Annotated in this window: 26 protein-coding genes and 1 tRNA gene; 10 read left to right on the plus strand and 17 right to left on the minus strand. The window is 62.9% G+C overall.

Features of this window, described 5'->3' with window-relative positions:
- The first annotated feature begins 18 nt into the window (after window positions 1–18).
- Together QN222_RS23715 and nagA are read left to right on the plus strand one after the other, a co-directional pair.
- Complete coding sequence (locus QN222_RS23715) at window positions 19–1,041, plus strand: SIS domain-containing protein (RefSeq protein ID WP_283961038.1); 1,023 nt, start codon at window positions 19–21, stop codon at window positions 1,039–1,041.
- Entirely contained in the window at window positions 1,038–2,198 is a 1,161-nt protein-coding gene (gene nagA, locus QN222_RS23720; protein WP_284005614.1) for an N-acetylglucosamine-6-phosphate deacetylase, read from the plus strand. Before QN222_RS23715 ends, nagA begins: the two co-directional genes overlap by 4 nt.
- A 206-nt stretch (window positions 2,199–2,404) precedes the next feature.
- Here nagA and QN222_RS23725 read toward each other — a convergent pair whose 3' ends face one another.
- The 3 genes from QN222_RS23725 to QN222_RS23735 are packed head-to-tail and all read right to left on the minus strand — an operon-like array spanning window position 2,405 to window position 5,408.
- A complete protein-coding gene (locus tag QN222_RS23725) occupies window positions 2,405–3,142 on the minus strand; it encodes a copper homeostasis protein CutC (protein WP_283966019.1) in 738 nt (245 codons plus the stop codon).
- On the minus strand, window positions 3,139–4,050 hold the full coding sequence (locus QN222_RS23730) for an ROK family protein (protein WP_284005615.1): 912 nt from the start codon (window positions 4,048–4,050) through the stop codon (window positions 3,139–3,141). The genes QN222_RS23725 and QN222_RS23730 overlap by 4 nt, the downstream gene beginning before the upstream one ends.
- Window positions 4,047–5,408, minus strand: coding sequence for an amidase (locus QN222_RS23735; protein ID WP_283962500.1), 1,362 nt, complete (start codon window positions 5,406–5,408; stop codon window positions 4,047–4,049). Before QN222_RS23735 ends, QN222_RS23730 begins: the two co-directional genes overlap by 4 nt.
- A gap of 362 nt (window positions 5,409–5,770) precedes the next feature.
- Between QN222_RS23735 and QN222_RS23740 the strand changes: the two genes are divergently transcribed.
- Together QN222_RS23740 and QN222_RS23745 are read left to right on the plus strand one after the other, a co-directional pair.
- Entirely contained in the window at window positions 5,771–6,508 is a 738-nt protein-coding gene (locus tag QN222_RS23740; RefSeq protein ID WP_283962499.1) for a sulfate transporter family protein, read from the plus strand.
- Window positions 6,509–6,653: 145 nt separating this feature from the next.
- Window positions 6,654–6,863 carry a SlyX family protein gene (locus QN222_RS23745; RefSeq protein WP_283962498.1) on the plus strand — a complete coding sequence of 70 codons (210 nt, stop codon included), beginning with the start codon at window positions 6,654–6,656 and terminating at the stop codon, window positions 6,861–6,863.
- 79 nt (window positions 6,864–6,942) lie between these two features.
- Here QN222_RS23745 and QN222_RS23750 read toward each other — a convergent pair whose 3' ends face one another.
- Both QN222_RS23750 and QN222_RS23755 read right to left on the minus strand, forming a co-directional pair.
- On the minus strand, window positions 6,943–7,935 hold the full coding sequence (locus tag QN222_RS23750) for a BMP family protein (RefSeq protein WP_180939763.1): 993 nt from the start codon (window positions 7,933–7,935) through the stop codon (window positions 6,943–6,945).
- A gap of 403 nt (window positions 7,936–8,338) precedes the next feature.
- Entirely contained in the window at window positions 8,339–8,656 is a 318-nt protein-coding gene (locus QN222_RS23755; protein ID WP_283962502.1) for a hypothetical protein, read from the minus strand.
- Window positions 8,657–8,928: 272 nt separating this feature from the next.
- Here QN222_RS23755 and QN222_RS23760 point away from each other — a divergent pair.
- A tRNA-Ser gene (locus QN222_RS23760) sits at window positions 8,929–9,018 on the plus strand.
- Window positions 9,019–9,187: 169 nt separating this feature from the next.
- Here the strand turns inward: QN222_RS23760 and QN222_RS23765 are convergent.
- The 6 genes from QN222_RS23765 to QN222_RS23790 form a co-directional block, all read right to left on the minus strand.
- Window positions 9,188–9,742, minus strand: coding sequence for an HdeD family acid-resistance protein (locus QN222_RS23765; protein ID WP_283962497.1), 555 nt, complete (start codon window positions 9,740–9,742; stop codon window positions 9,188–9,190).
- A 44-nt stretch (window positions 9,743–9,786) separates the two neighbouring features.
- The gene (locus QN222_RS23770) at window positions 9,787–12,930 is read right to left on the minus strand and encodes an efflux RND transporter permease subunit (protein WP_283962496.1); all 3,144 of its coding nucleotides are present in this window, start codon (window positions 12,928–12,930) and stop codon (window positions 9,787–9,789) included.
- Window positions 12,927–13,973 (minus strand): efflux RND transporter periplasmic adaptor subunit, encoded by a 1,047-nt coding sequence (locus tag QN222_RS23775; protein WP_284005616.1) that lies wholly within the window; start codon window positions 13,971–13,973, stop codon window positions 12,927–12,929. Before QN222_RS23775 ends, QN222_RS23770 begins: the two co-directional genes overlap by 4 nt.
- A 136-nt stretch (window positions 13,974–14,109) precedes the next feature.
- Complete coding sequence (locus QN222_RS23780; RefSeq protein WP_283962494.1) at window positions 14,110–14,682, minus strand: HdeD family acid-resistance protein; 573 nt, start codon at window positions 14,680–14,682, stop codon at window positions 14,110–14,112.
- Between the two features lie 158 nt (window positions 14,683–14,840).
- Complete coding sequence (gene arcA / locus QN222_RS23785; protein ID WP_283962493.1) at window positions 14,841–16,100, minus strand: arginine deiminase; 1,260 nt, start codon at window positions 16,098–16,100, stop codon at window positions 14,841–14,843.
- Window positions 16,101–16,115: 15 nt separating this feature from the next.
- Window positions 16,116–17,549: a basic amino acid/polyamine antiporter gene (locus QN222_RS23790; protein ID WP_283962492.1), complete on the minus strand. Its 1,434-nt coding sequence runs from the start codon at window positions 17,547–17,549 to the stop codon at window positions 16,116–16,118.
- 433 nt (window positions 17,550–17,982) lie between these two features.
- On the opposite strand from QN222_RS23790, the gene QN222_RS23795 reads away from it, so the two are divergent.
- Window positions 17,983–18,183, plus strand: coding sequence for a DUF2905 domain-containing protein (locus tag QN222_RS23795; protein WP_283962491.1), 201 nt, complete (start codon window positions 17,983–17,985; stop codon window positions 18,181–18,183).
- Window positions 18,184–18,282: 99 nt separating this feature from the next.
- Here QN222_RS23795 and QN222_RS23800 read toward each other — a convergent pair whose 3' ends face one another.
- The 3 genes from QN222_RS23800 to QN222_RS23810 all read right to left on the minus strand — a co-directional run bounded on the left by QN222_RS23800 (window position 18,283) and on the right by QN222_RS23810 (window position 19,418).
- A complete protein-coding gene (locus QN222_RS23800; RefSeq protein ID WP_283962490.1) occupies window positions 18,283–18,615 on the minus strand; it encodes a metalloregulator ArsR/SmtB family transcription factor in 333 nt (110 codons plus the stop codon).
- Window positions 18,602–19,039: an SRPBCC family protein gene (locus tag QN222_RS23805; protein WP_283962489.1), complete on the minus strand. Its 438-nt coding sequence runs from the start codon at window positions 19,037–19,039 to the stop codon at window positions 18,602–18,604. The genes QN222_RS23800 and QN222_RS23805 overlap by 14 nt, the downstream gene beginning before the upstream one ends.
- Window positions 19,040–19,142: 103 nt before the next feature.
- Window positions 19,143–19,418, minus strand: coding sequence for a BON domain-containing protein (locus QN222_RS23810; RefSeq protein ID WP_180939774.1), 276 nt, complete (start codon window positions 19,416–19,418; stop codon window positions 19,143–19,145).
- Window positions 19,419–19,569: 151 nt separating this feature from the next.
- Here QN222_RS23810 and QN222_RS23815 point away from each other — a divergent pair, with 151 nt between their 5' ends.
- Window positions 19,570–20,514: an AEC family transporter gene (locus QN222_RS23815; protein ID WP_283962488.1), complete on the plus strand. Its 945-nt coding sequence runs from the start codon at window positions 19,570–19,572 to the stop codon at window positions 20,512–20,514.
- Window positions 20,515–20,631: 117 nt separating this feature from the next.
- Here QN222_RS23815 and QN222_RS23820 read toward each other — a convergent pair whose 3' ends face one another.
- Window positions 20,632–21,276 (minus strand): cytochrome c family protein, encoded by a 645-nt coding sequence (locus QN222_RS23820; RefSeq protein WP_283962487.1) that lies wholly within the window; start codon window positions 21,274–21,276, stop codon window positions 20,632–20,634.
- Between the two features lie 156 nt (window positions 21,277–21,432).
- Here QN222_RS23820 and QN222_RS23825 point away from each other — a divergent pair, with 156 nt between their 5' ends.
- The 3 genes from QN222_RS23825 (at window position 21,433) to QN222_RS23835 (ending at window position 23,370) form a co-directional block, all read left to right on the plus strand.
- Window positions 21,433–22,185, plus strand: coding sequence for a 3-deoxy-manno-octulosonate cytidylyltransferase (locus tag QN222_RS23825; RefSeq protein ID WP_283962486.1), 753 nt, complete (start codon window positions 21,433–21,435; stop codon window positions 22,183–22,185).
- 14 nt (window positions 22,186–22,199) lie between these two features.
- A complete protein-coding gene (locus tag QN222_RS23830) occupies window positions 22,200–23,054 on the plus strand; it encodes a prephenate dehydratase (protein ID WP_283962485.1) in 855 nt (284 codons plus the stop codon).
- 178 nt (window positions 23,055–23,232) lie between these two features.
- Entirely contained in the window at window positions 23,233–23,370 is a 138-nt protein-coding gene (locus QN222_RS23835) for a DUF1127 domain-containing protein (RefSeq protein WP_180939779.1), read from the plus strand.
- 316 nt (window positions 23,371–23,686) lie between these two features.
- Here the strand turns inward: QN222_RS23835 and QN222_RS23840 are convergent, their stop codons facing one another.
- Both QN222_RS23840 and QN222_RS23845 read right to left on the minus strand, forming a co-directional pair.
- The gene (locus tag QN222_RS23840) at window positions 23,687–24,055 is read right to left on the minus strand and encodes a VOC family protein (protein WP_283962484.1); all 369 of its coding nucleotides are present in this window, start codon (window positions 24,053–24,055) and stop codon (window positions 23,687–23,689) included.
- A 46-nt stretch (window positions 24,056–24,101) separates the two neighbouring features.
- Entirely contained in the window at window positions 24,102–24,845 is a 744-nt protein-coding gene (locus QN222_RS23845; protein WP_283962483.1) for a YafY family protein, read from the minus strand.
- Window positions 24,846–24,853: the final 8 nt, after the last annotated feature.

Here is a 24,853-nt window from a genome sequence, read left to right on the forward strand (position 1 = left end):
CAGAAAAAGGAATGGATGATGCAAACCAACATGCGGCGAGAAATCGATGAGATCCCGGAAGCCGCTGCGCGGTTGCTCGACGGTTCGGCCGACGCCCTGAAGGCGGCGGGTGCGGCGCTCAAGGCCAAGGATCCGGCGTTTCTGGTCACGATCGCCCGCGGCTCTTCCGATCATGCGGCGCTGTTCCTGAAATATGCGATCGAGCTACAGGCAGGCCGGCCGGTCGCTTCGCTTGGACCGTCCCTCGCCTCGATCTATGGCGCCAACCTCAAGCTCGGTGGCGCGGCGGCAATCGCGATCTCCCAGTCCGGCAAGAGCCCGGACATCGTGGCGATGGCGCAATCGGCGACACGCGCCGGTGCGGTGTCGATCGCGCTCACGAACACGGTGCCTTCGCCGATTGCCGAGGCCTGCGCCCATCCGCTCGATATTCTTGCCGGTCCGGAACTCGCCGTCGCCGCGACAAAGTCCTATGTTAACTCGATTGTCGCTGGCCTTGCGGTTCTCGGCGAATGGACAGGAGATGCGGCGCTCAAGCGTGCCGTCGCCGATCTGCCGAACCAGTTCGCCAAGGCTGTGAAGCTCGATTGGCAGGATTTCGCAGCCGATCTCGGGGAGGCCGAATCGCTTTATGTCTTGGGCCGCGGCCCGGCGCTGGCGATTGCAAGCGAAGCGGCTCTGAAATTCAAGGAAACGTCCGGCATGCATGCCGAAGCCTATTCCTCAGCGGAAGTGCTGCATGGTCCGGTGGCACTGGTCGGGGCTAAATTTCCGGTGCTGGCGCTTGCCGCCCGCGATGCAGCCGAGCCCTCGGTGGTCGAAAGCGCCGATGGCATGAGCACCAAGGGCGCGGTCGTGCATGTCACCTCGGCGCGCGCTCAGAAGGCGAAACGCCTGCCCTTTGTCGAAACGGGACATCCGGTCACCGATGCGCTGACGCTGATCCTGCCGTTTTACGGCTTCGTCGAAGCCTGGTCACGTTCGCGCGGCCTCAATCCGGATGCACCGGCAAGCCTCAAGAAGGTAACGGAGACACGATGACTGCGAAGAAGAAAATCACCGGCGCGCGGATCTTCGACGGCATCGACTGGCATGACGGCGCCGTCCTGGTGGTGGAGGCGGGTCGGGTCAAGGCGATCGTTCCGGCGTCCGCCGCACCCGCCGATGCCGACGCGGTCGACGCACACGGCCTGCTGCTTGTTCCGGGTTTCATCGACCTGCAGGTCAATGGCGGCGGCGGTGCGCTGCTCAACGAACAGCCGACGCTCGACGGCATTCGGCAGATTTGCACGGCACACGCGAAGTTCGGCACCACGGCGCTCCTGCCGACGCTGATCACGGACACGCGTGAGGTGCGGACCGCAGCCATAGAGGCCGGCCTCGAGGCAAAAAAGGCGGCGGTGGCCGGCTTTCTCGGCCTGCACCTCGAGGGTCCACATCTGTCGATCGCCCGCAAGGGGGCGCATGACCCGTCGCTGATCCGCCCGATGGATGATGCCGACCTGGCGGAAATGGTCGCCTGCGCGCGTGCCCTCGGCGGCCTCATGGTGACGGTTGCTCCGGAAAACGCCACGCGGGAGCAGGTGCGTGCGCTTTGTGATGCCGGTGTTGTCGTCAGCTTGGGGCACACGGATGTCGGCTATGAGACGGCTTGCAGCTACGCCAGGGCCGGCGCCCGGACGGTCACCCATCTTTTTAACGCGATGAGCGGTCTCGGCCACCGTGAGCCCGGCGTCGTCGGCGCGGCGCTTGCCACGGGCACATTGCATGCCGGTTTGATCGCCGATGGCTTCCATGTCGATCCGGCGTCGATGGGCATCGCGCTGCGAGGCAAGAAGGGTCCGGGACAGATTTTCCTGGTGACCGACGCGATGTCGCCGATCGGCACCGAAATGACCAGCTTCCACCTCAATGGCCGCGAAATCCTGCGCCAGGGCGGCCGCCTGACGCTTGCCGACGGGACGCTCGCGGGCGCAGACATCGACATGCTGTCCTCGGTCCGCTTCGTACATGAAAAAATCGGGCTGCCGATCGAGGAGGCGATCCGCATGGCCTCCGCCTATCCGGCCGACGTCATGGGCATTGCCTCCCATAAAGGCCGGTTGTTGCCCGGAACGGACGCCGATTTCGTGCTGTTGACGCCGGAACTTGGCATGAAGTCGACCTGGATCGGTGGCGAGGCGGTTTTCTCGGCTTAAGGCGTCTCGTCCAAGCGGTTTGCGACGACAGTAACACGGCTAAACGCCCCTCACCCTGACGCTCTCCCCGCAAGCGGGGCGAGGGGACATTGGGCTGGGCATTGCGGCGAGTTCCCTTCGCCCCGCTCGCGGGGAGAAGGTGGCCGGCAGGCCGGATGAGGGGCGGACGCCAGCGAACGTCTCCCATCGTTTTAATGCGATGCGCTTCAGAGCGTTGCCGGTGGAGCGGCAAGCCGTGCCTTCATCGCCCTGACCGTCGCCGCATCCGTCCGGCGCCGGTCTCCCGCGACGAAGCCCATCTCCACCAGCCGCGGGTCTTGAGCCGGCTCACGAACGGAACAGGAGGAGTGGATCTCCGTTACGGCGAGCCTGGGAAGCAGCGCATCGATCGTGTCGATGCTAATACCGGAGCCCGGCATCACGGAAATCCTGCCTGCCGCCAGTTGGGTGAGGTGCGTCAAGGTATCGACCGCTTCCGGTGCGGTTTTCGCGCCACCCGAAGTCAGAATCCTTTCAAAACCCAGATCTACCGCAATCTCGATCGCCTCGGCGAAATCCGGAACGAGATCGAACGCGCGGTGAAGCGTCTGCCCCAATCCCGCCGCGTGGCCGGTAAGCTTTCGCAGCATCTGCGCGTCGAGTCGCCCGTCGGCGAGCGATGCGCCGAGGACGACGCCGGCAAGCCCGGCGCCGCGGGCCGCATCGATGTCCCGGCGCATGGCATCGAGATCGGTCGGGCCGTAGACGAAGTCGCCGGCACGGGGGCGGATCATTGCATAGACCGGCACCGGCGGCGGGCCGGCGAGCGCCATCAATCCCGGACTTGGCGTCAAGCCGCCGAGGGCAAGGGCCGAGCAGAGCTCGATCCGGTCCGCGCCGCCGTCGATCGCCGCCATCAAGCCGTCCGGGTTGTCGACGCAGACTTCGAGCAGGATGCCGCTCATGCGACCTTTCCTCCAAAGCCGAGCAGGGCCGCGCCGATCAGGCCCGGCTCCAGCCGGCATTCGCCGCGCACGACCAGCGGCCGGTCGAACTGTCGGAGGATGCGGCCGCGCACGGTACCGTCGATTTCGGCAAGCAGGGCTTCGGAGTTGGAGAGACCACCGCCGACCGGAATGATTGTCGCACCGGTTATGTTGACGACGAGCGCCAGCGGTGAACTGACGAGATCGACAAAAATGTCGATCGTGCGCGCTGCTTCCTCGTCGCCGTTCTGCCAGGCCTCGATGACCTCGTGGCTGGAGAGGGATTTATCGTGCACCGTCGCGTGCAGCCTTTCGAGTCCGCGTGCCCCGCCCACGGTGTCGACGCAGCCGCGTTGGCCGCAACCGCAGTCGAAGATCGGTATGGCAATCGGCGGATGTCCCGCCGCGGACGCGAGGGCGGGCGCATGCCCCCATTCTCCGGCAAAACCGCCATCGGTGTTGATCAGCTTGCCGTCGACCACCAGGCCGCCGCCGACCCCGGTGCCGAGGATCGCGCCGAAGACGATCCGGTGATCGCGCCCCGCGCCGATGCCGGCCTCGGCGAGCGCGAAGCAGTCGGCGTCATTGGCGATCACCACGGGCAGGTGCAAGGCCGCCTCGAGCTCGGCGGCAAGCTCCCGGCTGTCGATACAGGGAATATTGGCGCATTTGATCCGACGGGTTTGCGGATCGATAACGCCGGTGATCGAAATCGCCACCCTTTCCGGCAGGCCGCCCGCCTCGTCGAGCACCGACTCGAGCGCTGCGACGAAGCGGCGAAAGTCGTTGAGCGGCGTGGTGCGCCGCGGCAGGGGAAAAATCCGTTCCGGCGAATGGGTGATGGCCCCCTTGATCGCGGATCCGCCGATATCGAAGCAGACGATCATGCCTCACCCCGGATGGTCGCTTCGGCAGCAAGGGCCGCGGCCAGTAACCGGTCGTCTTGATGGTGGGGTGCGGAGAGCAGCAAGCCGACCGGCATGCCTGCAGCGCCGGTGCCGCAGGGGATGGAGATGCCGCAGAAATCGAGGAAATTGCCGATCAGCGTGTTGCGCAGTGTCTTGGCATTTACCTTGAAGAAAAGCTCGTCGTCGGAAAGAAGCGGTGCGATCGGCGGGGCGACATGCGGCAATGTCGGATGCGCGATGAGTTCGCCGGGTCCAAGGCTTTCCACCGTTTCGTGGATCAGCTGATCACGTGCATCGAGAAGGGCGATGTAATCACTGAGGGTGATCTTCTCGCCGAGCCTGGTGCGGGTGACGACGCGCGGATCGATCCTTGTCGCTTCGGGACCGGCGAGGCGCTCGCGGTGGAGGGCATAGGCTTCCGCCGTCACCAGGGCGCCATGGCGCGCCATCAGATCGAACACGGCGGCAAAGCTCGGGAAGGGCGCGCGCCGCACGCGGACGCCCGCGGCCTGCAGCCTCTCGATCGCCGCCTCGAAGGTCGCGACCACCTCCGGTTCGGCCTCGTCGAAGACGATCGTTTCCGGAATGACAATCGAAAGATCGGCAAGCTCGGCCCTGCGGATGACCGGCGCCGTCAGGCTGTGCATGGCGGCATCCGCCCACACCGCATCCTGCACCGTATGGCAAAGGGGGCCAAGCGAGTCGAGGCTCTCGGCGAGCGGAAACACGCCCTTCATCGCGTAACGGCCGCGCGTTGCCTTGTAGCCGACGATGCCGGTCATTGCCGCGGGGATGCGCACCGAGCCGCCCGTGTCCGTGCCGATCGCAAGCGGCACGAGGCCCGCGGCGACGGCTGCGGCGGAACCGGAGGACGAGCCACCTGGAATGCGATCGATATCCGGCGACGCCGGATTGCGCGGCGTTCCATAGTGCGGATTGATGCCGAGTCCGGAAAAGGCAAATTCGCTCATGTTCGTCCGGCCGATGCTGATCATGCCGCCGGCAGCGAGTGCGCCGACGACGGGCGCGTCTGCCGTTGCGGGAGGGTTGTCCTTGAGGACGACGGAACCCGCCGTCGTCACGCTGCCGGCCAGGTCGAAAAGATCCTTCCAGGCGACGGGCAGGCCGTCGAGGAGACCGAGCGAGCGCCCTGCCTTGAACCTATTTGACGCCGCCTGCGCTTCCCTGAGCGCGCGCTCGCGGGTGAGGCCGACGAAGATCGACTGGTCCGGATGGGCTTCGATGCGATGAAGCGTCTCTTCGGCGAGCTTGACAGGATCGAGCTTGCCGGACTGGACGAGGACGGCGAGGCTCGCGAGGGTTTTCTGATTGGTCATTTGGTCTCCCTGGCTGGCCGCGGGGCATTTCCGGCGCAACGCAGCCCTGCATCGATTTTAGGCATAGCATATCGCCCTGTGTCCCGTTTGCCAGCGGCTGGAGCAATGATGCGCGATTTTTGCCGGCGGCGAGACGGCGGTGCAGCGCGGCTTGCAGCGCGCCCGCAGACCGGTTGCTGTCGGTAATTGCTGCCTATCTTGTCGTTCGCAATCGACCTGCCTACATGGGCTTGAGCCACCTTCTGCATGTTTCCTTAAATCCTAGCCGTTTTAAGGATGAAAACATGCAGCAATTCAAAGTGCCACAGCGTCCTTTGCGCACCTCATCAGACGCGCGGCGCTGTTCTCGATGGAGAGCAGTCATGATCATGGATGCAGCGCGGCTTGCCTTCGCCAACCTTTTCGCAACGGAGACCCGTTCGGTCTTCTGGAAAGTGCTCGGGCTGACGCTGCTTGCACTCATCGCCCTTTGGTTCGCCCTGCGCGAACTGTTCGTCTGGCTCGCTTTCCCGTGGTTCGACACGCTGATGCCGGGCACGCCCGAATGGGCCGGCTGGCTCACATTCATCGTCGGCATCTTCGCGAGCCTGGGCCTGGCCCTGGCGCTCGCCCTTCTGCTTGCGCCGGTCACGGCGCTGATTGCCGGTTTCTTCCTCGACGACGTTGCCGAGGTGATCGAGACACGCGACTATCCCGATGGCGCCCCCGGCAAGCCGCTGCCGCTTGTTGAGGCGATGACCGCATCGGTGAAATTCCTCGGCGTTGTTATCCTCGGCAACATCATTGCCCTGCTGCTGCTTCTCGTGCCGGGCGTCAATCTCATCGCCTTTTTCCTGGTCAACGGTTATCTGCTCGGGCGGGAATTTTTCGAGTTCGCCGCCATGCGCTACCGCCCGCGTTCGGAGGCGCGGCTCTTTCGCGCCAAACACCGCTCGACCGTGTTTCTCGCGGGGCTCGTGCTGGCGGCCTTCCTGGCCGTGCCGCTGCTCAACCTGCTGACGCCGCTCTTTGCTGCCGCGATGATGGTGCATCTCCACAAGATGCTTTCGGCGCGCGATCCGGGCTTTTCGGCGGCTCAAAAGGCTGCTGCCGGCGCGTAGTGTCGACCGCTTGACAGCGCGGTCGTCTTGGACGAGGACAACCAAATGCTAGGGATGAGGAAAAGTGTGCACGGTTTTCCGCCCGGATCCCGCTCTAACGCATTAGAATCGATCACGTCTATGATCTGGACGCGGGAGTAATCACATGAGCGACGCAGACAATCGGATCACGCGTCTCGAAGAAATGCTGGCGCACCAGGCGAAGACCATCGAGGAGCTTTCTGACCAACTGGCCGAGCAGTGGAAGGTGGTCGAACAGACCCGGGCAAAGCTCGACCGCCTGACGGAGCGATTCCTGAGCCTCGAGGAACAGACGCGTGATGCGATACCGGCGACCCGCCCGCCGCATTACTGAGCCGTCAGCATGCAGTAGACACGAAAAGGCCGCCTGCTTCACTTGAAGCAGGCGGCCTCTTGATGTCAGGTCACCGCAATTAGTAGGGGCAGGATTCGGTGCTCATGTAGTCGTGCACCTGCACCTTGCCTGCAATGATGTCGGCCTTCACCTTTTCGACCGCGTCGTGCATTTCCGGCGTGATCAGGGCCTTGTTGTTGTCGTCGAGCGCGTAGCCGACGCCGTCTTCCTTGAGGCCGAGGTTGGAAATGCCGAACTGGAACTTGTCGTCCTTGGCCGCCATGAAGGATTCGTAGACGGCGACATCGACGCGCTTCAGCATCGAGGTCAGGACCTTACCCGGCTGCAGCATGTTCTGGTTGGAATCGACGCCGATGCCGAGCTTGCCGGCATCCGCTGCCGCCTGCAGCACACCGACGCCGGTACCGCCGGCGGCGTGATAGACGACGTCCGCGCCCTGGTCGATCTGGGACTTCGCGATTTCACCGCCCTTGACCGGATCGTTCCAGGCGTCCGGTGTCGTGCCGGTATAGGCCTCGAGCACCTTGACGTCCGCGCCGACCGACTTGGCACCGCCGACATAGCCGCAAGCGAACTTGTGGATCAGCGGGATGTCCATGCCGCCGACGAAGCTGACGGTCTTCGACTTGGAGGCGAGGCCGGCGAGCACGCCGACGAGGTAGGAGCCTTCCTGCTCCTTGAAGACGATCGATTTGACGTTCGGTTTTTCGACCACCATGTCGATGATCGCGAACTTCGTGTCCGGATATTCCGCGGCAATTTTCTCGAGTGATGCCGCCCAGTTGAAGCCGGCCATCACGATCGGGCTGTTGCCGTCGCTGGCGAAGCGGCGCAGCGCCTGTTCGCGCTGGGCATCATTGGCGATTTCGAATTCGCGGTATTCGATACCTGATTCGGTCTTGAACTTTTCGGCGCCGTTAAAGGCCGCTTCGTTGAAGGATTTGTCGAACTTGCCGCCGAGATCGTAGATGATCGCCGGCTTGATGTCGGCGGCCAATGCCGTCGCGGACATCATGGAGAAAGCAAAGAGACCGAGAATGGTTTTTTTCATCGTGCAGCCCTGTTGTCACTATTGATCTTATCGGGTCTGGCGACAGTCCAACGGGGGCCCGTACGCGCAGCCCGCCCCTCTCTTGTTAAGGCTTGGGTGGGCGCATCCTTGCACGGCTTCCGCAAAAAAACACTCAAAATTTTTCGGATGGTAAAAAAGATGCGGCACCTGGCACAGGGGCGCCGGACGCTGGTTCCAAGACGTAAATCGACCCGCCGTTTCCGTTAGGCGACAAGCCTACAGCGCCGCGCGTCTTCGGACGCGCAAGGTCGCTGTAGCACTTTGAATTACTGCGGCCGATCGGGCAGCTGACACCGGTGCCGCGAAGACGGCATTACACTTCGAACTGCTGCATGTTTTATCTGAATCCGCTGCGATTTAAGGAAACATGCAGCAGCGGTGATCAGGCGGCAAATCGCCCGGCGGCGGGGCGTTTCTTGTAGCCCGCCATCCAGAGGATGAGGGCGAGCGCCAGCAACACCGCGAAAGCGGGCCGGGCAAGGAGCCATTGCAACGCCGTCAGCCAGATGGCAGGCCCCGCACCGGTGCGCTGCAGGCCGTGCACCCAGTTGAGTGCCTCCGGGCCAAGGGCGGATATGGCGTCGGCAAGCGAAGTCATCGCCGGCTCCGACGCGGCAACCGACTGGATCGAGTCGACCGTCCCGGCGAGCACCGCGACCGCCAGCGCGAGAAAGCTTGCAAGCCTCAGCAGCAACCGCATCTTCGTCCTTTCGTCCGCCGTGGCCCGGTGCGCGCCGATGCGCGCTTCTCCGATCATTGACGCTCGTGCGCCAAGAAATAGGCGCCGCAAGTTGCGAGCGCAATGGCCGACGCCACAGGGCCATCTCACAAGATGTCAATAAACTGTCAGAAACCAGTTGATCCCGCGCGGATCATCGGTATATATCGCGCCCGTCCGCCGGTTCGTCCGGCGCACGGCGAAGAGTTCGCTCTTCCCATCCAGCCGGACTAACCAGCGGCTGTTTCAAGGATGGACAGGTGGCCGAGTGGTTGAAGGCGCACGCCTGGAACGCGTGTATACGTGAAAGCGTATCGAGGGTTCGAATCCCTCTCTGTCCGCCATTTCCATAACCGATTGTTTTCGCGACGATTTCTCGGCATTCTCCATGGTGAGATAAGCCGTCCGGGCGTCTACGCTGCGCAGGAGCCGTCCCGCCTCGGGCAGCGCTCTTGTCCGCAGGCGGTGTTGTTTGGGTCGATGGCAGCGCCGATTCGTCGGAGCCGAAGCCCGTTACACTGACTGCGTCGAAGGTGACCACGCGTGGATCAGCCATGCGAGCCCGTGGAAAATAAGGTCGATCCCCAACAGAAGCCCGAGCACCCAAATGCTGGTCGCCGGCCAGCCCGAGATGATGGCCAGCCCAGCCAGGATGCCGAATAACCCTGAGACGAGCATCAGCCAGCCGCCACCGCTCCAATGCCTGAAAGCGACAATGACCCGCACGACGCCCGAAGCCAGGAACACCAGCCCGAGGACGAAGGTGAGGATCAGGGCACCCGAAATGGGTTGGCTCACCACCATCCAGCCGAAGACGACATAGAGAACCCCGAGCAGGATCTGCCACAGGAAACCGCCCCAGCCCTTCGTCCAGAAGGCGTGAATAATCTCGAATGCGCCGACGGCAATCGCCGTAAAGCCGATGAGCAGCGTACTGACGAGCGTGGCCAACGCCACGTCACCCAGCACGAATATGCCGCCCACGAGCAGGACGATCCCGAGCAGGACACGAAGCCAGGTGGGCGGCGCGTAGAGGGTCGTGGGCGTTCCAGAATCGTAGGTGGTCATGTCTTTCTCCTCTGTTGGGTTCAAATTTTCCTCCGGGATCGCGGCTATGTCGCCGGCGGCTCCGTCGCAGGCTTCGTTCGCGGGGAAACCCACGCTGCAGCACGCTCGATCACGGCAAACAAGGTCGGGATGATGAAGAGGCCGATCGTCGTTGCCCCCACCATACCGCCGAGGATGGTGACGCCCACCGCCCGACCGGCGCCGGCGCCCGCGCCCGTCGAAATCGCGAGGGGCACGATGCCGAAGATGAAGGAAACCGCGGTCATCATCACCGCGCGGAAGCGCTGCTCGGCGCCGAGCTGTGCGGCCTCGGCGACAGATTGCCCTTCCTCGAGGCGTTCCTTGGCGAATTCAACGATCAGGATGGCGTTCTTCGACGCGAGCCCGATCAGGAGCACGATGGCGATCTGCGCGTAGAGGCTGTTCTGCAGCCCGAAAAGCATGAGTGCTCCGGTCGCGCCGAACAGGGCGGCGCCGAGCGACAGGATGACGGCGATCGGCAGCGTCCAGCTTTCGTATTGCGCGACCAGGAGCAGGTAAGCGAACAGAAAGGCCAACCCGAAGATGATCGGCTCCTGTCCGCTGCTGCGCCGTTCCTGAAACGACAGGCCGGACCACTCGAAGCCGTAGCCCGCCGGCAGCTCCTGTGCTGCCACCCGTTCGATCGCGTCCATGGCCGCGCCCGAACTGCCGCCGGGCGCGGCCTGTCCATTGATCTGGGCTGCGACCGACAGATTGTAACGGGAGAGGACGAAGGGCGCGAGAACGGTCGTTGTCGACACCACTGTTCTCAGCGGCACCATCGCGCCGGTGCGGTTGCGTACATGGAGATTGAGGATGTCCTGCGCATCCGCGCGATGCTCGGCGTCAGCCTGGAGATTGACCTGGAAGACCCGCCCCTCAAGTGTGAAATCGTTCACGTAGCGCGAGCCGAAGCTCGCGCCGATCGTCGAATAGATGTCGGCTACGCTCACCCCCAGGGCCTCGGCGCGGGTGCGGTCAACGTCGACGTATATCTGCGGCACGTCGGCGCTGAAGGTGGTCGCCGCACCGCCGACTTCCGGCTGCTGATTTATCTCCGAGACGAATGCGCGCACCACCTGGGCGATCTCTTCCGGCCGCTGCCCCTGCAGCGCTTGCAGGCGCAGGTCGAGGCCGCCGACGGCGCCGATTCCGGCGATCGCCGGTGGCGCAAAGACCGCGATATTGGCTCCCGGCATGGTCGCGAACTGAGCCCGCAACTTTTGAAGGATGGCGGAGAGCTGCAGTTCCGGCGCCGTGCGCTGGTCCCAGGGGTCGAGGGCCGCGATCACCATCGCTCCATTGGGGGAGGCGGCGCCTTGCAGGATACTGACGCCGGCGACAGAGATCACGTTTTCGACCCCGGCGGCCCCGGACAGCACATGCTCGACGCTGTTGACGACCGCCCGCGTACGGTCGAGCGAGGCGGCATCCGGAAGCTGGATATCCAGGAACAGGGCGCCCTGATCCTCGTCCGGGAGAAAGGTGGAGGGCAGGTGGGTAAATATGAGGAATGCGCCGAGGAAGCAGGCGGCAAGGGCGGCGAGGGGGATGATCCAAACGCGCACCAGAAAAGCGACTGCACGGCCGTAGCCGTCGCGTGTCGCATTCAGGACGCGTGTGAACCAGCCGAGCGGACCGCGCCGATAACCGCCCTGTCCGCGTCGCAGCAGGATTGTGCTGAGTGCCGGACTGAGCGTCAGCGCCACTATGGACGAGACGACCAGCGCGGCCGACAACGTAACCGCAAACTGACGATAGAGCTGGCCGTTGATGCCCGAGAGGAACCCGGTCGGTGTGACGACGGCGAGCAGCACCAGCGTCGTCGAGATGATCGGCCCCGTGATCTGCCGCATCGCCTTGCGGGTCGCACTGGCCGTATCGATGCCGGGATCGTCTTCCATGACATGTTTGACGTTCTCCACGACGAGGATCGCGTCGTCGACGACCAGCCCGATCGCCAATACCAGGGCGAGCAGCGAGATCGTATTTATCGAGTATCCGAAGGCGAGCAGAGCGGCCATGGCGCCGAGCATCGAAACAGGGATGGCCACGGCCGAAACCAGGGTGGCGCGCCAGTCCTGGAGGAACAGGAATGTGATGAAGAGCACGATCAGGAAAGCCTCGATGAGGATCTCGACGATCAGCGACAGGCTTGCCCGGACGAACCGCGTCGCGTCATAGACGACGTCGTATTCGAGCCCGGCCGGGAACCTCGGTGAAAGGCGTTCGAGCTCGGCGAGTACGGCACCGGCCGTCTGGATCGCGTTGGCGCCAGGTGCCTGGCTGATCTGCAGCATCGCCGCTTCGTGCCCGCCGAAATATGCCCTCGATGAATAGCTCCGCGCACCGAGTTCGATGCGCGCGATGTCGCCGAGCCGCACGACGGCGCCCGCCGCACCCGTACGCACGACGATGTCGCCGAACGCCTCAGGGCTTATGAGCCGCCCCTGGGCGACCAGAGTGTATTGCAACTCTGTGCCCTCTTGCGCCGGGGGAGCGCCCGCCTGCCCGAGGGAAGCCTGGATATTCTGGCTCTGGATCGCAGTTGCCACGTCGCCGGCGGTAATGCCGAGCGCATCCATGCGTGTCGGATTGAGCCACACGCGCATCGAGTATTCGGACGCGCCGACGACGGCGGCTTCGCCGACGCCCGAGACGCGCGAGAGCGCGTCGATGAGCGTCGTCGCGGCGAAATTGGTGATCTCGAGCGCGCCGAGCCTGCCGTCCGGCGAATAGAAGGCGATGCCGAGCACGAAATCGGGCGAGCGTGACCGCACAGATACACCTTGCTGGGTTACAGCCGACGGGAGCTGGGAAATCGCGAGTTGCGCCCGGTTCTGCACGTTCACCTGCGCAATGTCCGGATCCGTGCCCACTTCGAAGGTCACGGAAAGCGAATATTGTCCGGCGTTCGAGCTTGTCGACGACAGGTACATCATGTCGGCTACGCCGTTTATGGCCGTTTCCAACGGGCCGCCGACGACATCGGCAATCACATCGGCGCTGGCGCCGGGATAGGTTGCCGAGACGGTCACGGTCGGCGGCGTGATCTGGGGATACTGCTGTACCGGCAGCGCGAAGATGCTGATCGCGCCGGCGAGTGAAATGATGATCGAGATGACGATCGCCAGCCGGCTTCGGGTGATGAAAAGATCGGAGATCATGGGCCGCCGTCCAAGGGCTGGCCCTCGCTCGGCTGGACCGTCATGCCGTCGGCGAGGCGCTGGATTCCCTGGACGACAACCTGCTCGCCGCCGTTGAGACCTGTGGTAACCGCCCAGCCGTTGCTTATACGCGCACCCGTATCGATACGCCGTTGCGAGACGGTGTTGTTCTGGCCGAGCAGATAGACGAAGCGCCCCTCGCGATCCTGCAGCACCGCCATCTGCGGCACCACCGGCAGTTTGGGTACTTCCTTTTCCTCAATGGAAAGGGTGACGAACTGTCCCGGGATCAGCACGTGATGAGGATTGGGAAAGACCGCGCGAGCGGTGACCGTTCCGGTCTGCGGGTCGACCTCGTTTTCGACGAACTCGATTCGGCCAGGTTCGTCGTATTCCGTCCCGTTGGCGAGGCGCAGCGAAAGTCTGAATGCACCGGGGTCCAGCTGGCTCCCGCCTGCCTCCTGCTGCCGGGCGGTCACAAGCAGGCCCTCGGTCATGGCGAAGGCCACGCGAATCGGATCGAGGCTTACGACTCGCGCCAGCGAGCCGGAATCGGGTCCGACCAGGTTGCCAACCGTGAACATCGCCCGGCCGATCCTGCCCGAGATCGGTGCCGTGATACGGGTATAGGACAGGTTGAGCTCAGCAGTGTTCAGCGCCGCTTCGGCCGCCAGCGCGTCCGCGGCGGCGACATCGAAGGCGGCCTGGGCATCATCCAGAACGGCTCGCGACACGGTGTTGCGAGCGAACAGGTCCCGATTGCGCGCAAGGGTCCTTTCGGCCGATTTCCGCGTCGCCTCGGCGCGCGCTACCTGCGCCCGCGCCGAGGCGACCGAGGCCTCGAGCTGATCCGGCTCGATCTCAAACAGCGTGTCCCCGGTCTTGACCGCCTGGCCATCCCTGAATGCCACGGCGCGCAAGAAGCCGGTGACGCGCGCCCGGACGTCCACTGCATCGATCGCCTCGACACGGGCGGTAAACCGCGCGGGGTTGCTTACCTGCTGAACCTCCACCTTCTCGACGACGACGGCCGGTGGCGGCATTGCCTGGCGCGCTGCCTCCTGCTGGGCAAATGAAGTCGAATTGACGCACAAGGCCGTGCTCCCTGCCAGGCAGGCAAAGATCAGGCGAATCCTAGAAGCAGGTCCGATCATCGCGCTGTTTCCGATCCGTGCGTCCTCATGGCCGCGCTCTGCTTATCGTGAGGGCAATGGCGACGTACGCACCGCCGGCGACCAGCAGGGAAAGGCCGGCAATGGTGCCTGATGAAAATGTGCTGGTGTGGGGCAGCTTCAAAGCGAGCGCCGCACTGGCCGCCAGCGCAACCAAGCCCGAAATCGCGAACCAGTGCCAGCCATCCTGCTTGCGCACGACTGCCGCGAGCGCAATTTGCAGAATGCCCTGTACGAGGAGCACGAGGGCGATGAGGAGAGTGATCGCGAGGGCACCCTTCAGCGGGTTGAAATATATCAGGATGCCGCCGACCACCTCGACCGCGCCGGTCAGTTCCTGCCAGATGAAGCCGTTCCACTCCTTGACCTGCAAGGACTGGACCATCTTTACAACGCCCGCGAGCACAAGGACCGCGCCCAGGACGACGCTCGCCGCGAATTTGGAAATGGCAGGAAGCGTGACAGCCAATGCTCCGGCAAGCGCCATAACGATACCCAGTGCGAGGAACCATCCCCATCTGGAATGCAGGGACTTTGCCCGGCGCTCGTAATCGACTCCCTCTCCGGAGGAACCGCTCATCGGCGGTTGTCCCATTGGAGTTCCTGCCATGGCCGCGCCTTTCACGGGTCGTCGCGGTGCACTCGGAAAATTGTGCGCGGTTTTCCGCCCGCATCCACGTCTCGATTAGAATCAATCGCGTTTATGATTGGGTCGATTCGGCACAAAATCACCGTGATCTAATAGTCGACCGCATCACGGACGATCGGACATGTCATGCAGTGGCCGCCACCGCGTCCACGACCGAGCTCGGCCCCGGTAATGGTGATGACTTCAATCCCCGCTTTGCGCAGCAGCGTATTGGTGTAGGTGTTGCGGTCGTAAGCCAGCACCACGCCGGGCGACAGGCAGACGAGATTGGCGCCGCTGTCCCATTGCGTGCGCTCGCGCACATACGCATTGCCGCCCGTCTCGACCACGCGCATCTCCTTGAGGCCGAGGGCGTCGCGCACTGTTTCCACGAACGAACCCCCGTCCTTGTGCAGCTCGATGGCGCCCGGCTTGTCGCCCGGTCTGTAGGAGAAGGCCTCGATACCATTCACGATGTCGGGATAGATCAGCACGCAGTCGCGGTCGGCGAAGGTGAAAACCGTGTCGAGGTGCATGGCCGCACGCAGCTTGGGCATTGCGGCGACGATCACGCGCTGCGCTGCGCCCTTTTCGAACAGGGTTGCAGCGAGTTGGCTGATTGCCTGTCGCGACGTACGCTCGCTCATGCCGATCAACACGTTGCCTTTGCCGATCGGCATGACGTCGCCGCCCTCAAGGGTGGCGAGGCCCCAGTCCTTGGCCGGGTCGCCCCACCAGACATTGACCTTGCCGGCGAAATCGGGGTGGAACTTGTAGATAGCCGTGGCGAGGATGGTCTCCTCGTGGCGCGCCGGCCAATAGAGCGGGTTGAGCGTCACCCCACCGTAAATCCAGCAGGTGGTGTCGCGGGTGTAGAGCGTGTTGGGCAATGGCGGCAGGAGATATTCTGCGACGCCAGCAGCGTCCCGGATCAGTTCCAGCATCTCGCCGCCAAGCGTCTCGGGAAATTCATAGGTCGACAACCCGCCTATCAGGGTCTCCGCGAGCTCACGGTCGGCCAGCCCTTCGAGGTAGCTGCGGATTTCGTCCACGAGCTCAAGTCCAACCTGGTTCGGCACGACCTGGTTGTCGAGAATCCACTTCCTGGCTTCGGGAATTGCCACGGTCTGGGTCAGCAGGTTGTGCATCTCGACAACGTCGATGCCACGGTCGCGCATCTTGGTCATGAAGTCGAAATGGTCGCGCCTGGCGTTGTCCACCCATAGGACGTCGTCAAACAGGAGGGCGTCGCAATTGCTCGGCGTGAGCCGTTGATGCGCGCGCCCCGGCGCGCAGACCATGACCTTGCGCAGCTGGCCGACCTCGGAATGTACGCCGAAACTGTGCTGGGTCGAGCGTTCGGAAGACATGGCACATCTCCTTTTTCAGATCGTCAGGTAGCCGGTGGACAAGCCGATGATCGCGGCGATGCAGCCGATGACGGCAGCCGCGAAAATCAGCCAGTCGACCGATGTGTTGAAGACCTGCTTGCCCTGCTCGCGCCTGGCCCAGAAATAGAGGATCGTGCCAGGGGCATACAGAAGTGCCGACAGCAGGACGAACTTCATGCCGCCCGCGACAATCATGAAAAACGTATAGACGGCGGCGATGCTGGCGATGATCAGGTCGCGGCGGCGTTCCTGCGGCCTGACGTCGTAGGTCTCGGCGCGTCGCGCCAGCAGGAACCCGAAAGCCGCCACGAACAGGTAGGGGATCAGCGACATTGCGCTTGTCAGATTCAGCATCAGCGTGAACGCGTCCCGCGACCAGTACGTGCTGACGACGAACAGCTGGACGACGATGTTGGTGAGCCATAGCGCGGCGGCAGGGACCTTGTTCTTGTTCTCGGTGGCGAAAAGCCGGGGCATGTCGTCCGTGCGCGCCGCCACATAGAGCACTTCCGCGCACACCAGCGACCAGACGAGATAGGCGCCAAGCACGGAGACGATCACGCCGATGCTGATGAATACCGCACCCCAGGGGCCGACGGCGGCTGCAAGCACGCCGGCCATCGAAGGCTGGCTCATGGCGGCGATTTCGGGGCGTGTCAGCACGGCATAGGGCAGCAGCGTGACCAGCACCATCAGCGTGCTGACGCCGATGAAGCCCATGATCGTCGCCGTACCGATATCGGAGCGCGTCCGCGCATAGCGCGAATAGTTGCTGGCGCCTTCGATGCCGATGAAGACGAAGACTGTCGCCAGCATCGTCGCCTGGATCTGTTGGAGGAGGTTTGCCTCCGGCATCCCCTCGCCGCCCCAGAAGTTGAGCCGGAACAGGTCGAGCTTGAAGAAGACGAAGAGGATGATGATGAAGGCGATGATCGGAACGATCTTCGCGACGGTCACGACGGCGTTGATAAAGGTCGCCTGCTGAATGCCTCTGAGGATCATGAAGTGGAAGAGCCATATTCCGATCGAGGCGACGAGGATGGCAATGACGGTGTTGCCGTCGCCGAAGGCAGGAATAAAATTGCCGAGCGTGGACTTGATCAGCACCCAGTAAGACACGTTTCCGATGCAGCTGCCGATCCAGTAGCCGAAGGCGGAGAGAAAGCCCGGATAGTCGCCGAAGCCTTCCTTGGCATAGGCGAAAACGCCGGCATCGAGCTCGGGCTTGCGTTCGGCCAGCGACTGGAAGACGCGCGCCAGCATGTACATGCCGCCGCCGGCAATGCACCAGGCGATGATTGCACCAAACGGCCCCGTCGCGACGCCGAATGTTCGCGGGAGCGAGAAGATGCCCGCGCCGACCATGGAACCGACAACCATCGCGGTTAGAGCGAACAGGGACAGCTTCTGCTCAGCTTTGGTCGCCATCGCACCACTCCCGGGCTCGCCGACAGGCCGCCCGCGCCGGTGCGGACGCCGAACAATTCTGGAAATCGCTCTTGGTGCCAGGTGAACTCGTGGATCTTGCCAGTCGAAACTGCGATCTGAAGCGGCTATCCGCTTCTGGCACCACTTCTATAAATGCTTGGGTTCCCTGAACGCAATGTTAGCGTGTAATCCTCAGAATTCCTAGAGGGAATCGATCATCGGCTAAGAACGCCGACACAAGCGCGTGGGTGAGCTACAGCGCGCCGGGCCGAGTGTCTCTTGAGTTGAAAGATCGCGCGAGGCTCGGATCGGCACATCGCGCCGTGCCTGGCAGCATTGGACCCTGCCGGTCCAACACCGGCGCATTGTTATATGATGCGAATTCAAACATCATGCTGGGAGGCTGAATCGCAAACCAGCGCATGCCTGTGCCATGTCCCGAGTTTTGATCATTGTCGGACTTGTTGTCGTCGCGGTCGGCATTCTCTGGCCGTGGCTCACGCGCCTTGGCCTGGGCAAGCTGCCGGGCGATATTCTGATCGAGCGCGAGAATTTCACCATCTATATACCGATTACCACCGGGCTGCTTCTCAGCGTTGCGCTTTCGGCCATTCTCTGGCTCCTCAATCGGTAAGCGGGAACGTTGCCGGACCTGCTCCGAAAGAGTGCGGCAGCGCGCGTCCGACGACAAGGATTGGGAAGAGCTTGTGCCGGCCGGGACTCCTTGCCGCACTCATCGTTCCACCAACGCCTTGAGCCGCTCCAGTGCGTCGTCCCATTGTGCGGAAACTCTGTCGAGATACGACCGTGCCTCGGTGATCGGTTCAGGCCGGTAGCCGAACTGGCTTTCGCGGCCGACGCGGACGCTTCTGACAAGGCCGGCACGTTCCAGCACCTGCAGGTGCTTGGTCACGGCCTGCCGCGTCAGGTTCGTGTCGGCGGATAGCGTGACGATCGATCGTGTCTGGCCATCGCTGAGCTTCGTCAGAAGCGAAAGGCGGGTCGGGTCGCCGAGGGCGGCGAAGACCTCGACGGGGCCGGGATCGGCAAGCTCACGCTTCGACATAGGCCTTGATGTTTCCCGCCTGAATTTCCCATCCACCTTCGTTGCCGCGCAAGGCCTCCATGCGACGATCCTCCGGCAGCGTTTCGAAGCCGGATTCGATGATGGTCAGACGCGTGCCGTTCGCCGTCGGTTCGAGGCGGAATTCCACGAGCGTGGATGGGGATGTCGAGACATCGGTATCCTCGCCGTGCGGCCAGCGGAAGGAAAAGAGTGTCGGAGTCTCCATTCGCTCCGTCACCGACGTCCATTTGGTGCCCTCATGACCGGGGTAGGTCATTTCCCCGGTCGTTTCCTCGCCGACGACGAACGGTCCGTCGAGCCTTACCCGGAACCATTCGCCGAACGCCGTGTGGTCCGTCAGCGCATGCCAAACCTTTTCGATCGGAGCGTTGAGTTCGATGCTCTTCGTGATGCGATCCGTCATGATGCAACCTCCTGGTTGCCAATATTCTTGCAGGTCGAAACGAAAAAAGCAACCAAAAGGTTGCCTTTTTGTATATATTGGTGCCTCCGGGAGACGATTGCGCTCAGTCGGTTGATTCGTCCGGCCGTACCGTCAGTCGGTTTTCGACGCCCGAAACGCCGATCACCGAGGCGGCGGCCTCGCCGGCGCAGGCAATATCTGGCTCCTCGGCGACGTTGCCGGAAAGCACGACCATTCCACCAAGCGCCATGACGGAAATTCCGCTCGTGTCCACGAACGTGGCGTAGCGAATGAAGCGCAGCACCTTCTCGGCCAGATCGTCATCCGTCAGATGCGGATCGTCGTCCCGATGCGAGTAGATCGATTTGTCTGTCGGCATCAGCGTTTCCTGATCGTCTTTCGAAAACGCTGCTGTTGACTGAAGGTTCCGCGGCGACGGCAAGCGCCCTCGACCGCCACGCTTCCTGCAATGTGCCCTTGCCACTGCCGATCGAACGGGTCTATGCCTCTGGCACCATCCAAGGCTTACCATGTCCGATATTTTCCTGAATGTTCTCCCGATCTTCGTCCTGATCCTGACCGGCTGGCTGGTCGTGAGGCTCGGCTATCTGAAACCGGCTGTCGGCGATGCGCTGGGCGATTTTGTCTTTCGCATCGCCGTACCGGTCCTCTTGTTCCGCACGATTGCCGAAGCCGATTTCAAGGAGGGCTCGCCCTGGCCACTCTGGGTCGCCTATTTTTCCGGCGTTGCCGTTACCTGGACGCTCGGCCACCTGGCAGCGACCTTTGCCTTCGGGCGCGACGCGCGCGTGGGGGTGCTCGCAGGCGTGTCCTCGGCCTTCGCCAACACCGTGTTCATAGGCCTGCCGCTGGTTTCGCGCATGGTCGGCGAGGACGGGCTGGTGGCGCTGTCGATCCTGCTCTCCGTCCATCTGCCGGTCATGATGATCGCCGGAACCGTGCTGATGGAGCGTGCGGATCGGAAAACGAGCGGCAAGCCGGGGCAAAGTCCTTTGAAGCTGCTTGCCGGTGTCGGACGCAATCTCGTTCGTAATCCCCTGGTGATCGGTCTCGCCGTCGGTGCGCTCTTTCATCTTCTCGACCAGCCGCTTGGTGGCCCGGCGAAGGCCGTCGTCGATCAGATCGCAGGCACGGCGGCGCCGGCCGCGCTGGTGTCGATCGGCATGGCGCTCGACAAATATGGCCTGGCCGGGAACACCGGGCTTGCGGCCGTCACCAGCGCTTTGAAGCTGCTTGTGTTGCCCGGCGTCGTCTTCGGCACCTGCCATCTCCTGGGGCTTAACGACAGCTGGACGGCGGCGCTGGTGCTGACGTCCTCGGTGCCAACCGGCGTCAACGCCTGGCTGATCGCCAATCATTTCAATGTCGGCCATGCGCTCGCCTCCTCGACGATCACGCTGACGACGGCGCTGGGCGTGCTCAGCGTTTCGGCCTGGGCCTACCTGCTGATGTGACCACTGCATATTTCCATACAGCGTCGTTTGCGCGTCGCAAAGACGCGCCGCGGCGCTGTAGAAACGAAAAACCCGGCCAGAGGCCGGGCTTCCCAAATCAATCGGTTCCTTGACGACTTAGTTCGCCGGTGCGGGCGCCGGTGCCTGACCTTCCTGGGCGGCCTGCCCTTCGGCGGCAGCAGGCTGCGCAGCGCCGCCTTCCGCTCCAGCGGCAGGCAGCGGTGCCGGATTATCGGACTGTTCGCGCAGCCAGGCGAGCAGGTTGGCGCGCTCGTCCGCCTTCTTGAGGCCGGCAAAGCCCATCGCCGTGCCCGGCACATGCTTCTTCGGTGCTTCGAGGAAGAAGCTCAGGTGGTCAAAGTCCCATACGACCTTGCCGCCTTCCGAGAAAGTCTGCATCCCGGCGGAGTAGCTGAAGCCTTCATGCGAGGCGACCGGGCGGTTGACGACGCCCCAGAGATTCGGGCCGACCTTGTTCGGTCCGCCCTTCTCCACGGTATGACAGCTTGCGCATTTCTTGAAGACGGCCTCGCCAGCGGCAGCGTCGGCCTTGGCAAGCAGCGGCGCGATCGGTTCGGACGCCGCTTCCCCGCCGCCGGCCGTTTCTGCTTCGCCGCCAGCGGGTTCCTCGGCGACAATGGTGAAGCCTGGCTTCTCGGGAGCTTCGGAATGGAAAATGCCTTCCGATGCAATGGATACAGACATCAGAACGAAGACCGTACCCAGCAAGGCACCCACGCCCATGTTCACATATGAATTCATCTGCAAACGCTCCCTTTGCCACCGGCGTCAACAAAAACCCGGCCCATCTTGAAATCGCGCGGAACCTATGTCTTTTGGCTCTGCGTTGCAACAGAGATTATCGACCCTCAAGTGAGACTTTTTGACACTTTCAGCGGGGTTTTTTAAGGCTAGACGATGAATCACGGAAATTCTGGCAAAGCTCTCGTACTCATTCCTGCGCGGATGGCGTCAACACGCCTGCCCGGCAAACCGCTCGCCGACATCTGCGGCCTGCCGATGATCGTGCAGGTGGCCAGGCGGGCGGCCGAGGCGGATGTCGGCCGAATCGTTGTCGCCGTCGACGATCGCGATGTCTTCGAGGCGGTCAGCGACGCCGGCTTCGAGGCGATCATGACGCGGGTCGACCATCAGTCAGGCTCTGATCGCATCCATGAAGCCCTGCTGAAGGCGGATCCACACGGCGAGGCCGAGATCGTGATCAATGTCCAGGGCGACCTGCCGACGATCGAACCCGGACCGATCCGCGCGGCGCTGAGACCGCTCGAGAACGCCGCGACCGATATCGCGACGCTGACGGTCGAGATCACCGACGAACATGAAAAGACCAACCCCAATGTCGTCAAGGTCGTGGGCTCGCCGCTTTCGGAGAGCCGCCTGCGTGCACTCTATTTCACCCGCGCCACCGCGCCGCACGGCGCCGGGCCGCTCTATCACCACATCGGTCTCTATGCCTATCGGCGCAAGGCGCTCGAAACCTTCGTGTCGTTGAAGCCTTCGGTCCTTGAAAAGCGCGAGTCGCTTGAGCAATTGCGGGCGCTCGAAGCCGGAATGCGCATCGACGTCGAGATCGTCAACTCGGTGCCCCTCGGCGTCGATACGCCCGAGGATCTCGAAAAGGCCCGTCGCATTCTCTCCGTCAAAGCCTGAGAAGGAAATCGAAAGTGACCGTCAAGACCAACAGGATCTCCTTCCAGGGCGACTTCGGGGCCAATTCCGATATGGCCTGCCGCGACATGTTCCCGTCGATGGAGCCGCTGCCGTGCCAGACCTTCGAGGATGCCTTCGTGGCGGTGGAGAACGGCGATGCCGATCTCGCCATGATCCCGATCGAAAACACGATCGCCGGGCGTGTCGCCGATATCCATCACCTGCTGCCGGAATCGCGCCTGCACATCGTCGGCGAATATTTCATGCCTATACGCTTTCAGTTGATGGTGCTGCCCGGCGTCTCGCATGACGAGATCCGCACGGTGCACAGCCATATCCATGCGCTGGGCCAATGCCGCAAGATCGTGCGCGCCAATGGCTGGAAGCCGGTGGTGGCGGGCGACACGGCCGGCGCGGCCAAGCTCGTCAAGGAAACGGGCGACCGCTCCATGGCGGCGCTCGCCCCGCGCCTTGCCGCCGACCTCTACGGGCTCGATATCGTCGCCGAAAATGTCGAGGACACGGATAGCAACGTCACGCGCTTCGTCGTGCTTTCACGCGAAGAGCAGCGGATCGCCCGGTCTTCCGACGACGAACTGATCATTACCACCTTCGTTTTCAACGTGCGCAACATTCCGGCCGCGCTCTATAAGGCGATGGGCGGCTTCGCCACCAACGGCATCAACATGACGAAGCTCGAGAGCTACCAGCTCGGCGGCAAGTTCGTCGCAACCCAGTTCTATGCCGATATCGAAGGTCACCCGGACGATACGTCGGTCCGCCACGCGATGGACGAACTGCGCTTTTTCTCGGAGAAGGTGCGCATCCTTGGCACCTACCGGGCCCATCCCATGCGCGGTGTCCTCTGACCTACAGCGCCGCGCGTCGTAATGAGACGCGCAAAGGGCGCTGTGCCGCAACGAAGAAGATGGCGGAATTTCGTTAACTGGCTATTCGCTTAGCGCATGCCTAATCTGCAATCGTGGAACTACTTAAATCTTAGGCAAATGCCTATTTGACACCCGTGAAAGATATGGAGTGTCAAAAATGAAGATCCGCCAGAAGATCATGGAATACGCAAAGTTGCGCCGCGCTGTCCGCGAGCTGAACGCTCTCGACGATCACGTGCTGAGCGACATCGGTATTTCCCGTTCTCAGATCCAGGCCGCCGTTTTCGGCCGCTAATATAGAGGTCGCGCCCAAACATCGGGTGGCGCCACTGCATGATTCCTCAAATCGGAACCGATTTTAGGTCAAAATCATGCGGCGATTCAAAAATGCTACAGCGACCTTTGCGCATAAAGATGCGCGGCGCCGTAGAGTCTTCCACACCCCGCCGATGTCTCGCGCGGGGTGTGAGTGTCTTTATACCCCAAAGATCGCCGTGCGATCGACTGCATGTTTCCTTAAATCGTAGCTGATTTGGGGATAAAAGATGCAGCAATTCAAAGCGTACAGCGACCTTTGTGCGTCTGAACAGACGCAACCGCGCTGTAGGCCATCATTCGTCATAAAGACAGACCCTCAGGCGGTGCCCATCCGGATCGAGGGCGACGAATGTCGGTCCGAAATCCATTGTCGTCAGTTCCTGCGCGATCGGCAGGCCCATTGCCTGCCATTCATCGTAGTGGGCGCGTACTGCCTCTTCACCTTCAACCATGAAAGCCAGCTCTGAGCGGTTGCCCTCGACCGATGGGGCAGGTGCGACCGAATTTTGCGCCCAGAGCCCGAGTGTGAAGCCGCCGGACAGCTCGAACGAGGAAAAGCTCGGAAAGGCGACGGCGGGCTCCTTGCCCAACAGCTTGCGATAGAATTCGACGCTTGCCAGCGGATCGGCGACATAGAGGACGATAAGGTTGGCCTTTGCCATGGACGGTCTCCTTGTTGCGAGGCCGTCAGGCTAGCGCGAGTTACTGTCAATTTTTGTCAGCAGCAAGGTTCGCGCTCGTGATATCAGCCGCTTCCGCACCTTCCACACAGGCGGGCCTGTCCTGCCCTGCGCGCCAGTCCTTGAGCAGGGCTTGGCGACGGCGCGGATAGCGCGCGTCTTGTATGGCCGCTTCGGCGATACGATCCGTGCGGAAATGGCGAAAGTCCTGCCTGAGTTCGCACCAGGCGACCAGCACGCGTACCTGATCGAAAAAACCGAGCGCAAAAGGCCAGACGGTGCGGCGGCTGTCGCGTCCGTCGTTGTCCCTATAGCGCATATCGAGCTTTCGCTCGCTGCGGATCGCCTTGCGCAGCATGCCGAGATCGATGCCTTCGGCGATCGGTTGGCGCGATCCGACGAGAAGGGGCGAGGCGTCGAGACTTTCGCGCAGATCGGGCGGCAGCACGGAGGCGATCTTGGCAAGCGCGTCGGCAGCCGCCATTGCGAGGCGGTTGTCGCCACGCTTCGCCACCCAGCGCGAGCCGAGCACCAGCGCTTCGACCTCTTCCTCCGAGAACATCATAGGCGGCAGCATGAAACCCGGCTTCAGAACATAGCCGAGGCCCGGCTCCCCTTCGATATGGGCGCCCTGGGCCTGCAGGCTGGCGATGTCCCGGTAGAGCGTCCTGAGGCTGACGCCGGTCTCCTCCGCCAGCCGTCGGCCGCTTACCGGCTGCCGGTGGCGTCTCAGCACCTGCAAGAGATCGAGCAAGCGCTCCGATCGGGACATGGCTTCCT

This window comes from Sinorhizobium sp. 6-70, assembly GCF_030124375.1.
In the GTDB taxonomy this organism is placed as follows: Bacteria; Pseudomonadota; Alphaproteobacteria; order Rhizobiales; family Rhizobiaceae; genus Sinorhizobium.